9 protein-coding genes are annotated in these 10,981 nt (G+C 72.5%); 3 read left to right on the forward strand and 6 right to left on the reverse strand.

All coding sequences use genetic code 11. The annotated features are described in order from the left end of the window. Positions 1 to 102 precede the first annotated feature (102 nt). The gene (locus ACIG36_RS09340) at positions 103 to 1,629 is read left to right on the forward strand and encodes an amino acid permease (RefSeq protein WP_399924557.1); all 1,527 of its coding nucleotides are present in this window, start codon (positions 103 to 105) and stop codon (positions 1,627 to 1,629) included. Positions 1,630 to 1,651: 22 nt separating this feature from the next. Here ACIG36_RS09340 and ACIG36_RS09345 read toward each other — a convergent pair whose 3' ends face one another. Further along, positions 1,652 to 2,098: an NTP pyrophosphohydrolase gene (locus ACIG36_RS09345; RefSeq protein ID WP_399924560.1), complete on the reverse strand. Its 447-nt coding sequence runs from the start codon at positions 2,096 to 2,098 to the stop codon at positions 1,652 to 1,654. 159 nt (positions 2,099 to 2,257) lie between these two features. Between ACIG36_RS09345 and ACIG36_RS09350 the strand changes: the two genes are divergently transcribed. Then, the gene (locus tag ACIG36_RS09350) at positions 2,258 to 3,361 is read left to right on the forward strand and encodes a hypothetical protein (protein WP_399924563.1); all 1,104 of its coding nucleotides are present in this window, start codon (positions 2,258 to 2,260) and stop codon (positions 3,359 to 3,361) included. Between the two features lie 117 nt (positions 3,362 to 3,478). On the opposite strand, the gene ACIG36_RS09355 is transcribed toward ACIG36_RS09350, so the two are convergent. The 5 genes from ACIG36_RS09355 to ACIG36_RS09375 all read right to left on the reverse strand — a co-directional run bounded on the left by ACIG36_RS09355 (position 3,479) and on the right by ACIG36_RS09375 (position 9,865). After that, positions 3,479 to 4,552, reverse strand: a complete 1,074-nt coding sequence (locus ACIG36_RS09355) for a C40 family peptidase (RefSeq protein ID WP_399924566.1) — start codon at positions 4,550 to 4,552, stop codon at positions 3,479 to 3,481. A 47-nt stretch (positions 4,553 to 4,599) separates the two neighbouring features. After that, a complete protein-coding gene (locus tag ACIG36_RS09360) occupies positions 4,600 to 5,082 on the reverse strand; it encodes a poly-gamma-glutamate biosynthesis protein PgsC/CapC (protein ID WP_399924569.1) in 483 nt (160 codons plus the stop codon). Then, entirely contained in the window at positions 5,079 to 6,296 is a 1,218-nt protein-coding gene (gene pgsB / locus ACIG36_RS09365) for a poly-gamma-glutamate synthase PgsB (protein ID WP_399924572.1), read from the reverse strand. The genes ACIG36_RS09360 and pgsB overlap by 4 nt, the downstream gene beginning before the upstream one ends. A 5-nt stretch (positions 6,297 to 6,301) precedes the next feature. Next, positions 6,302 to 8,551: a HAMP domain-containing protein gene (locus ACIG36_RS09370; protein WP_399924575.1), complete on the reverse strand. Its 2,250-nt coding sequence runs from the start codon at positions 8,549 to 8,551 to the stop codon at positions 6,302 to 6,304. A 168-nt stretch (positions 8,552 to 8,719) separates the two neighbouring features. Continuing rightward, positions 8,720 to 9,865 (reverse strand): CapA family protein, encoded by a 1,146-nt coding sequence (locus tag ACIG36_RS09375; protein ID WP_399924578.1) that lies wholly within the window; start codon positions 9,863 to 9,865, stop codon positions 8,720 to 8,722. Between the two features lie 18 nt (positions 9,866 to 9,883). Between ACIG36_RS09375 and ACIG36_RS09380 the strand changes: the two genes are divergently transcribed. Beyond that, the gene (locus ACIG36_RS09380) at positions 9,884 to 10,909 is read left to right on the forward strand and encodes a hypothetical protein (RefSeq protein WP_399924581.1); all 1,026 of its coding nucleotides are present in this window, start codon (positions 9,884 to 9,886) and stop codon (positions 10,907 to 10,909) included. Positions 10,910 to 10,981 lie beyond the last annotated feature (72 nt).

A 10,981-nucleotide genomic window follows, 5' to 3' on the forward strand; every position in this document is an offset into this window, starting at 1 on the left:
TGGACGGGGTGGCTGTGGCCGCCCGCGCAAGGCCCCGATCATCGCGGACACTCGCTCAGTTCAGGTGTGGACGAGTGACGCCGAGCAGGTGGAGGTGAGCCGATGAGCACAGCGCAACCCGACCGGAACGGCCGCGGCAGGGGCGGTATGTTCCGGACCAAGAGCGTGGAACAGTCCATCCAGGACACCGAGGAGCCGGAGCACGCGCTCAGAAAGGACCTCTCCGCCCTGGACCTCACGGTGTTCGGCGTCGGCGTGGTCATCGGCACCGGCATCTTCGTCCTCACCGGAAAGGTCGCCAAGGAGAACGCCGGACCCTCGGTGGCGCTCGCCTTCGTCCTGGCCGGCATCGCCTGCGGCCTCGCGGCCCTGTGCTACGCGGAGTTCGCCTCCACCGTCCCGGTGGCCGGCTCCGCCTACACCTTCTCGTACGCCTCGCTGGGCGAACTGCCCGCCTGGATCATCGGCTGGGACCTCGTCCTGGAGCTGGCGCTGGGCTGCGCCGTGGTGGCCGTCGGCTGGTCCGGCTACATCCAGTCGCTGATGGACAACGCCGGCTGGCACCTGCCGAAGGCCTTGTCCGGGGTGCAAGGGGACGGCTTCGGCTTCGACATCCTCGCCGCGATCCTGGTCCTGGTGCTCACCGGCATCCTCGTCGCCGGCATGAAGCTGTCCTCGCGCGTGACGGCGGTCGTCGTCGCCGTGAAGGTCACCGTCGTCCTCATCGTCATCTTCGTCGGCGCCTTCTTCATCACCGGCGCCAACTACGAGCCCTTCGTCCCGCCGGCCAAGGGCACCGAGGGCGGCAGCGGGCTCGCCGCCCCCCTGGTACAGGTGATCTTCGGCTTCACGCCGTCCAACTTCGGCGTCATGGGCATCTTCGCCGCGGCCGCCGTCGTCTTCTTCGCCTTCATCGGCTTTGACATCGTCGCCACCGCGGCCGAGGAGACCCGCAACCCCCAGCGCGACCTGCCCCGCGGCATCCTCGGGTCGCTGGCCATCTGCACCGTGCTCTACGTCGCGGTGTCCGTCGTCGTCACCGGCATGCAGAAGTACGACCGGCTCTCCACGAAGGCGCCGCTCGCCGACGCCTTCAAGGACCTCGGCCACCCCTTCTGGGCCGGGCTCATCAGCTTCGGCGCGGCCGTCGGCCTCACCTCCGTCTGCATGATCCTGCTGCTCGGGCAGAGCCGCGTCTTCTTCGCCATGAGCCGCGACGGACTGCTGCCGCGCTTCTTCTCCATCGTCCACCCACGCTTCGGCACGCCCTACCGCTCGACGATCCTGCTGGGCGTCGCCGTCGCCATCGTCGCGGGCTTCACCTCGATCGACGTGCTGGCCGAACTGGTCAACATCGGCACGCTCTTCGCGTTCGTCGTCGTGGCGCTCGGCGTCGTCATCCTGCGCCGCACCCGCCCCGACCTGCCCCGCGCCTTCCGCACCCCGTTCGTGCCCGTCGTCCCCGCCCTGTCCATCCTCGCCTCGCTGTGGCTGATGCTGAATCTGCCGACCGAGACCTGGGTGCGATTCGCCGTGTGGATGGCCCTGGGCGTCGTCGTGTACTTCGTCTACGGCCGCCGCAAGAGCCGGGTGAGCGAGGCCGACCGGCTGCAACCGCCCACCATCTGAGAGAACGGCACCTGAACGTACGTCAGGAAAGGCCGTCCGCACCCCGGCCGGGGCGCGGACGGCCGCACGACACGTCCTGTGGCCGGACCGAACGCGGTCCGGCCACCTCGGCGCCCAGCGCCCCGACCCGCCGCCGCAGCTCCCGGTCCGCGGTGACGACCACGCAGCGCCGCCCCGGGGCCCGCCCGGCCACCACGTCCACGATCCGGTCGTCCCCGCTGCCCACGGCGGCCTCCACACGCACCCCCGGCACCGACGCGGCCGCGCGCGCCGCGCCCTCCACCACCAGCACGACCTCCAGCGGGCCCGGCAAAGGAGGGACGACCGTCCCCGCGGGCAGGCCCGCCGCCGCGTACGCCACGAGGGCGTCCCGCAGCCGCTCGGCCGCGCCCAGTCGGTCGCGCCACCAGCCGTCGGGCACCGAGCCGACGACGTTCGCCCCGTCCACGACCAGAAGAGCAGCTGTCATGGCGACAGCCTAGGCGCGGGGCGCGGCAGGGCCCGTGTGCGGTCCGCGTGCGGTTCGTATGCGGCCCAGGTCCGGCCCGTACGGGCCGAAAGGCCGCAGGGGGCGCAATGTTATTGTCGAGGGTCGACAAAAAGCTCCAAGAGAGGCTGGCAGCGAGTCATGGCAGTGCGGACGTCCACCCCCACCACCGGCTGGTTGCTGCGGGGCAAGGACGGACGGCTGACGGCCTACGCGCCCGCCTCCGGCGGCCTCGTCCGCTGGACCGAGACCCGGCCGGGCGGCCCCCAGTGGACCGGCCCCGAGCGCTTCGAGGTGCCGGGCCTGGAGCCGCACCTGTCCATAACGCAGAGCGCCGAGGGCTACGTCAGCCTGGCCGGCCTGCGGCGCCGCGCGCACGACGACGGCCGGGCCGAGACCGACGTGGTCTACACGACGCAGTTCCAGCCCGGCCGGGCGCTGACGACCTGGCGCTCGATCGGCACCCCCTACGGCCAGGACTGGCAGCGCGCCGACCAGATCGGCGCCCCCACGGCGGTCGTGGACCGCGTCGGCCTGCACATCTTCGTCCGCAACGCCGGTGGCGGCGTCTGCGGGCGCAGGCAGGACGCGCGTGGCATCTGGGGGCCGTGGGCGGACATGAAGGGCAGTCACGTCCTCGACACCATGTCAGCGGCCGCGAGCGCCGACGGGCGCGTCGAACTGCTCGCCCCCGCGAGCGAGTTCGTCCTGCGCTGGCGCCAGGAGGAGCCCGGCGGCCCGCTGCGGCGCGTGCTGAACACCCCCGCCAAGCCGCTGGCCGGCTCCGGCGCCTCGGCGCCGGCCGCCGACGGGCGCGTCGCCCACTTCTGGCGGGACTCGGCCGACGGCGTCCTGCACGTCCAGCGGCCGGCCGCGCCCGCCGGCGCCGGCGACCAGGAGGGCGCCGAGGCCCCCGCCCCGGTGGCCATCCCCTCCCTCGGCGGCGACGGCACCGGCCCGGTCGCCGTGCTCCGCACGAGCCTGGACGGGACCGACTGCACCGTGCTCGCCCAGCGGGCCGGGTCGGGGCTGCCGGCCGTGGCCGCGTATGCGGGGCAGGAGGACGAGCCGGTGGATGCGACGTGGTCGGAGACCGGGGAGGAGTGTGTGGGGGTGCCGGCGCTGGCGCTGGACGCCCAGGGGCGGGTGGTCGTTGCCGCCATTGGGGCGGACGGTGCCTTGCGGGTTGCGCGGCAGCGGGTGGACGAGCCGGGGCTGGCGCTGGGGCCTTGGGTGCGGGTGTAGAACGGGAGATTTCCCCAACCCGCCGCCCCTTCCCGTAACCGGGGGCAAGCCCCCGGACCCCCTTTTCGTCCTCAAACGCCGGACGGGCTGGAATCAGCCCGTCCGCGCTGAACGCGACTACAGTCGCTTCGCACTGCGCAAGCCCACCGCATAAAAGCCGTTGCCGTCCAAGCGGGCCGTGCCGCCCTTGTCGCCGAAGGTGGGGCCGTTGGCCTCCTCGCGGCTGGAGATGAAGCGGGGCTTGCCGTCGGTGTCGAGGCCCATGTAGATGCCCACGTGGTCGAGGCGGTCGCCGGTGCGCTTGTCGATCTCGAAGAAGACCAGGTCGCCCGGCTGCAGCTTGTCGATGGCCTCGGGGCGCTTGCCCGTCAGTTCCAGGACCGGGACGCCGGGGGCCAGGCGGGCCATGCCGTTGGCGGTGCGGGGCAGGCCGTCGCCCTTGATGTCCTTGCCCATCAGCGGGTAGCGCGCCCGGTAGCCGAAGACGGTGCGGACGAAGCCCGAGCAGTCCATCGCGCGGAACCGCTGGGGCTCGGGGCGCTCCACCGTGCCGTCGCGGAAGGTGTAGGGGATGCCCAGGTAGTCGTAGAAGTCCGACTGCTCCAGGCGCATGTCGCCGGCCTCGGTGCCCTTGGGGTTCAGGGGGCCGAACTGGGCGTCGCCCGCGTAGGGGATGCCCTGGGCGTCCTTCTTCTGCGGGGCGCCCTCGAGGTACTCCATGGAGAAGGCGAAGACGTCCGGGTCCTTGCTGCCCAGGTTCTTGCCGAACCAGTCCTTGAACCAGGCCGACTTCTCCGCGCCCTCCTTCCAGACCACCGGCAGCAGGCGCACCCAGCTGTCGGTGGTCACCTTGGCGGAGGTGGTGGCGGGCTCAGTGAAGGTGCGGCTGGGGCCGGTGAGCACCGCGGTGCGGGCGTTGTCGGTGAAGGTGGCCAGGACCGCGCCGTCGCCGGAGCGGACGACCGTACGGGCCGGGTTGGCCAGCCGTTCGAAGCGCTTCTCGCCCGACGGCAGGGCCTTGCCGGCGGCCGTGGTCCCGGAGCCGCCGACGGACTGGACGGGCGGCGCCGCCTCCTGCTGTTGGTCGCGCAGCTCCACGGTCAGGTAGGCGCTGGTGCCCAGCAGTCCGAGCACGACGAGCGTCTGTATCGCGCGCTGGGTACCGCGGCCTTTTGCCTTCTTCCGGGACATCGGTCTGCGCTCCGTAGGTCTTTGGGCGGGGAGGTCTGGGGGACGGGTCAGGCGGTGGGCATGAAGCCCAGCAGGATCCCGGCGGTCAGGACGACGTAGTTGGCGAGCGAGACGGTGCCGGTGGCCAGCAGCGTCGCGCCCCGCGGCTGGCGCACCAGCTGGTAGGCGATCAGGCCGGGGACGATGAAGCCGAGCGTCTGGTTGGCGTACATCAGCGGGAACTGCTGCTGGAGGATCACATACAGGGTGGCCTGCAGCACCACGCCGGTCAGGACGACCGCCGCGAACAGCCGCTTGCCGTAGAGGATCACATGGCGCTGCAGCAGCAGGGTGCCCAGGTAGGTCAGGACGGTGATGCCGACGACCATGGCGGCGCGCTGCAGGTCCTCGACCAGGGTGAGGGCCAGCCAGCCGGGGGTGATCATGCCGCCGGGGGAGAGGTTGGTCGTCAGATAGCAGACCAGCGAGAACAGCAGGCCCAGGGCGATCCCGATGGCGGCGATCTCCGGAGTGAGGACGGCGGGGATCAACGGAACTCTCCTGTGCTGTGCGTCTGCGGGTTCTCGTCTGCCGGCAGCTCGGCCAGCCGCTCCAGCAGCAGCTCGCCCTGGCCGTGGATGTTGCCGATGGCCACCAGTGAGGCGCCGGGGCCGAGCCGGCCCAGGATCTCGCGCTCCAGTTCGGCGGCGTCGCGGCGGTCGCCGCCGAGGTCGACGACCCGGTCGCGCCACTCGGCGGGGATCGCGTCGTGGGCGCTCTTGGTGGGGTGGCCGATGAGGAAGACCGAGTCCGGCGCCAGCCGGGGGATGATCTCGCCCATCTGGCCGTTGCGCTCGACGCGGTCGGGCCGGCAGTTGATCAGCACGTGCAGCGGGCGCTCGATCGCGCCGAGGCTGAGCAGCTGCTCGACGTTCATCAGCGTCGACTCGGGGTCGTTGGCCGCGAAGATGTTGGCGAAGCGGAACGGCATGCCCTCGGGGGTGAGGTAGCGCTCCACGGACAGCACACCGGGGTCCGGCGGCGCGTCGTACATGCCCTGCAGGGCGGTGGCGCGGTCGACGCCGAGCAGGTCGGCGACGGCCAGCGCGATGGCGACGTTCTCCTTGAACGTGAACCAGCTGAAGCCGCGCAGCTCCGCGTCGGTGACCGTCTCCGGGTCCACCGCGATCAGGCGGCAGTCGCGCTTGGCGGCCTCCTCGCGCAGGATGTGCAGCCGGTCGCGCTCGGCCGTCACGCAGATGCCGCCGTGCGGCATGGACCGGCTCAGGGAGCGGGCCACGTCGTCCAGGGTCGGGCCCATCTCCGCCAGGTGGTCCTCGCGGACGTTGCACAGCACGCCGATGGTGGAGCGGATCAGCTTGGTCTGGTTGACCTCCTGCAGGGCCGGCATGACGGCCATGCACTCGATCACCAGCGCGTGCGGGCGGTAGGCGGCGGCGCGCCGCACGATGCCGATCTGCTCGACGACGTTGGCGATGCCGAACTTGCGGTAGACGGGCTCCTCGGTGGCGTCCGGGTGGATGAAGCGGGCGGCGGTGCCGGTGGTCTTGGCGACCGTGACCAGTCCGCCGCCGCGCAGGGCGCCCGCGCACAGCCGGGTGATGGAGCTCTTGCCGCGGATGCCGTTGATGAGCACCCGGGTGGGGATCATGTCGAGGTTGGTGAAGTGGCGGCGCTGCTCGATCACGCCGGCCACCAGCACGACGGCGCAGCAGATCACGAGGACCGTGTAGAGGAAGAGCACGGCGGTCAGTTCCTTCCGGCCGGCGGCCGCTCGGTGGTCGTCCGCAGCTGCTGCCGGATCAGCTCGAGGTTGCGGACGACGGCGCCGACCTCGTCGTGGTGCTGCGGGAAGAGCACGGTCCTGCGGTCGCCGCCGGCCAGCGCCTCGGCCCGGTCGGCCAGGGCGTGCAGCGGGCGGATGACGATGATGTACAGCCAGCCCAGGCAGGCCACGGCGGCGGTCAGGCCGAGCAGGCCGGCGAGCATGGTGCGTCGCTGGGCGCTGTACTCGGGCAGCTCCAGCCAGGACGTCGGCTGGGAGCTGACGACCTGCCAGCCGAGGTCCTTGACCGCGCCGCCGCCGGTGAAGGGGGCGGCGGCCGCGATGTCGGAGGAGCCGTCGGAGCGGTGCAGGATGGCGGTGCCGGAGGTCTTCCTCGTGTGCTCGCGGGCGGTGACCGCGAGGTCCCGCAGGTGTCCGCCGGGCAGCTTGCTGAAGGCCCGGAAGCCGTGGCCGCGGTCGGCGGCGACGATGCGGTGGCCCTTGTCGATCAGCCAGACCTGGCCGAGGCCCGGCCGGGTCACCAGCGAGATCAGGAACTGCGGGTCGTACTCGCCGACGACCGCCCGGCCCTTGGCACCGGGCACGGCCGCGTAGGCGGCGACGGCCGGTTCCTTGCCGGAGGTGTTGAGCTGGGCGACGGAGTCGGGGCGGGGCGGCTTGCCGGCCGGGTGGCGGGGCGAGTCGCCGGCGCGGGAGAGGACCTTGCCCTCGCCGTCGATCACATAGACCGCGCGGTAGCGGCTGTGCTCGCGCAGCGTCGTGTCGAGGACGGTCTTGACGGCCTTGTCGTCCTTGCCGACCTTGTCGGGGGAGTTCTGCTTCTTCTCGCCGCCGGAGATCGTCTGCGCTGCCGAGGCCACGTCGGCCCAGCCTTCGTTGAGTGCCTTGCGGACGCGGTCGGAGGCGGTGTCGGTGCGCCGGCGCTGGTCGTCGACGAGCTGTTGGGGCACGGTCACGGTGCTGCCGGCCCGGTTGACGAGCAGCAGCAGCGGTCCGGCCCAGGCCAGCAGGACGACGGCGCACACGGCGACCATGGCGGTGGCGCCGATGCCGCCGCGGGCCCGTCCGGTACGGGTGGGGCGGCCGCCCAGCAGCTGGCGGCGCAGGCTCTCCAGGGCGGCGCCGGTACGGGCCGCCTCGCGGCCCTTGAAGCGGGCCACCGGACGGTCGAGTTCGCCGCGCGCGAGTCGGCGGCTCTCCAGGTACAGCTGGAGCAGCGGCCGCTGGACGGTGCGCAGCAGTACCCAGCCGACCACGAGGGCGAGGAGCAGCAGGACGCCCGCGGCGACGAGGCCGAAGGCCTGGGTGCGGACGACGGCCGGGTCCTCGGTGACCTCCACCGAGGTGATCACCGACAGGCCGAGGGTGCCGGCCGCGCTGGTCTCGCCGGGTGCCCGTCCGGCGGCCGCGTAGCCGACGGCGGTACGGACGTCCCCGCGCTTGTCGCCCATGAGGTGGCCGCTGGCGCCGGGATGGCCGCCGGCCTCCGGTGTCTTCGAGGAGTCGGCGGCGGCCGTTCTGCGCGCGGTCTTCGCCCAGGCCTTGCGGGCCACGGACGGGCCGTCGCTGGCCAGGACGGTGCCGGCGGAGTCGACGACCAGCAGGGAGCGGTCCTCGCCGGAGGAGATGCCGGGGACGTTCAGGGAGCCGGAGGCGACCAGCAGCCGGGTGGCGTCGCCGCCGGGCAGGGCGGCCACCACCAGCATGCGGGTGTCGCCGGAGGGCAGTTTCACCAGGCGCGGGCCGAGGACGTCGTCGCTCTTTCCGTCCTTGCCGTCGCCGCCCTTGCCGCTCGTGCCCTTCAGGACGGTGGCCAGCGGGATGTTCTCGCCGCGCGCCGCGAGCAGGGTGCCGCCGGCCGGGTCGACGACGGCGGTGCCGCGCCACTTGTTGTAGACCTTGCCGAGCTTGTCCAGGACCGCGTCGGGGTCGGAGCCGGCGTAGACGGCGGCCGCGCGCTGGATGTCGGTGATGCTCTCGTCGAGGGAGGCCCGCAGGGACAGGGCGCCGTCCTCGGCCACGTGCTGCTGGGAGGTGAGGACGGCCGTGTCGATCGCGGAGCGGTCGCGGTCGCCGAGCACCAGCGCCGTGGTGCCCGCGACGGCCAGCAGCAGCGCCAGCAGCGCGGCTATCGGGGGCCGGGCGCCGCCCAGCAGGGGCATGTCGGCGCGGCGGCGGACCTTGCGCCGGCGGGTGCCGCGCGAAGCGGACAACGGACTTCCTCTCGGTCGCGGCACGCGGGGCATGCCGGGACCACGGGGTTCCTGAACTGTCGGCCGCACTGCGTCTTTGTTGCGTCAAACGTTCGGATTGTAGGCAAACCCTAAACACTTGACAAAAGGGTTTGTGCGGCCACGGTCAAATTCGGTCTTTTGTCGTGACTATTCCGTGACGGTCAGCGGCCGCAATCCGTCCTTGTCGGCACCGCGATTCAGGACGATTCCGCGCGTGCGCTCCAACGCCGTCCGGTACCGCGCCCGCTGCGCCTCGGTGAGATCCCCGCGCCGCAGCGCCGCCCCCACGTCCAGCAGCCGGATCTTCGGTTCCAGCTCCACCAGCGTCGGCACGAACCGGGCGTCCGAAACCGACCACTTGCCCTTCTTCTTGGTGAACTCGAACCAGCCCAGCGCGCCCTCCTCGGTGATTCCGAGGGGTTCCGCGTGCCGGGCCACCTGATTTCCCAGACCGTAGGCGACCCAGGTGTCCGAGACCTTCTCGAAGGGCTGCACCACATGCGCGTGGTGGCCGATGACCAGATCGATACCGGTGCTCTCGGCGATCCGCCGGGCCGTGCGCAGCTGTCCCTTGCTCGCCTCGTTGTGGCCCTCGCGGCCCCAGTGCAGGCTCGCGAAGACCACCTCCGCGCCCGCCGCGCGCGCCGCCTTCTCGTCCGCCGCCATCCGCTTGAGGTCGATCTCGTTGACCAGCCACGGCTTGTCCTTCGGCACGGTCGTGTCGTTGAAACCATACGAATAGGACAGCTGCGCCACCTTCACCCCCTTCACGTCGAGGATGTTCGGGGTGGCCGCCTCCTTGGCGTCGCGCGCCGAGCCCGTGTGCTTGAGCCCCGCCGCGTCGAGCGCGTCGAGAGTGCGCTTCACGGCCGCCGGGCCGTGGTCGAGGGTGTGGTTGGAGGCCGTCGAGCAGGTGTCGTAGCCGATGTCCTTGAGCGTCCCGGCGATCTGCGGGGGCACGCTGAACTTCCGGTACCCCAGGAAGGGCCCCCTCGGCTCGGCCATGACGGTCTCCATGTGGCACACCGCCAGGTCCGCCTTGCCGACCACCGGCTTGATCCCGGCCATGACCGCCCCGAAGTCCGGGCCGGCGCGGCCCGCCTCCTTGGCGTCCTTGTTCGCCTGGTCGGTGATCTCCGGGTGGATCAGGACGTCCCCGCCCGCCACGAGAGTGAACGACGCCTCGCCGCCCCCTGAGTCACCGTTCAGGTAGAGATAGCCCGCGGTCGAGGCGCCGAGGAGGGCCACGGCGGCCAGGGCGGGGACGGTACGGCGGCGAGGGAAACGCTTCACCGGGGTATTTTTACCGCCATGAGGCTGAAGCCGGTAACCGCCGCCCCCGTCGTCACCGCGCTGCTCGGCGCGCTGGCGCTGGCGGCGCTCCCCGGCCTGACCGGCTGCGCCCAGCCCGCCGCCCAGGGCCGGACGGGCACGGAGGCCACCCGGCACCACGCCGCACCGGACCCCGCGGGCTCCGTCGACCTCCGTGGCTGGATCACGTCCTACACCGACCGCATCGCGCAGAACGGGAACTACCGGATCCCCGCCGCGGGCGAGCGCCGGGCCATCGCCGACGGCGTCCGCCTGCTCCTCGACGGCGACCACGCCGCCTCCCAGCGCTCCCTGGCCAAGGCGGGCTACACGATGCGCACCCTCGTCGACCGCGACGGCGGCCGGGAGTTCGCCGAGATCGCCGACGCCACGAAGGACGGCGAGACCACCCGGGGCTGGGGCCGGGTCTACGTCGACCTGCGCGACACCGCCCGCTGGCAGGTCCAGGTGCCGCACCCCGCCGCCGACCTGCGCACCGAGCAGCTCGGCATCGGGCTGCTGCGCAGCTCGCCGGGCGGCGTGCTGATCCTGGCGGGCGCCCACCGGGGCGCCGGGGCCGGCGCGGTGGGCGGCGAGGGCGAGGAGGGCGCGGGGTCGGGCCCCGCGGACGTCGCGCATCGCTCGGACTCGGTCTTCGACGCCGTGGCGAGCGCGCTCGCCGACCGGCGGATGCCGGCCGTGCAGGTGCACGGCTTCGCCGACAGCAGCCTGCCCGACCACGACGTGGTCGTCTCGCCCGGCAAGGGCGACGACGGTCTGCCGGCGGCCCGGCGGCTGGCGGCCGGGCTGCGCAAGCAGCAGCTGAGGGTCTGCGAGGTCTGGCAGCGCTACTGCGGGCGCCTCGAGGGGCGCACCAATGTGCAGGGGGACCATGCGGATGCGGTGGGGGTGCCGTTTGTGCATGTCGAGCACAATCGGCGGGTGCGGATGAGTGACGAGCTGGTGGCGAAGGCCGTGCGGGCTCTGGCCGAGGTCACGAAACGGTGGGGTGCGGGGCGCGGCTAGGTGCCGGCCGGTGGGTGGGTTGTGCCCACCCGTTCCGCCCCAGCGGAACGACTGCCCACAACCCGGGCGCAA

The sequence above is a fragment of the Streptomyces sp. NPDC053048 genome, assembly GCF_044547045.1.
Classification (GTDB): Bacteria; Actinomycetota; Actinomycetes; order Streptomycetales; family Streptomycetaceae; genus Streptomyces.

Bases quoted from the DNA above. Each gene is read 5' to 3' on its own strand.
- ACIG36_RS09355 (WP_399924566.1), bottom strand. From the start codon at position 4,552: ATGTCCCGGAAGAAGGCAAAAGGCCGCGGTACCCAGCGCGCGATACAG.
- ACIG36_RS09350 (WP_399924563.1), top strand. From the start codon at position 2,258: ATGGCAGTGCGGACGTCCACCCCCACCACCGGCTGGTTGCTGCGGGGC.
- ACIG36_RS09340 (WP_399924557.1), top strand. From the start codon at position 103: ATGAGCACAGCGCAACCCGACCGGAACGGCCGCGGCAGGGGCGGTATG.
- ACIG36_RS09380 (WP_399924581.1), top strand. From the start codon at position 9,884: ATGAGGCTGAAGCCGGTAACCGCCGCCCCCGTCGTCACCGCGCTGCTC.
- ACIG36_RS09345 (WP_399924560.1), bottom strand. From the start codon at position 2,098: ATGACAGCTGCTCTTCTGGTCGTGGACGGGGCGAACGTCGTCGGCTCG.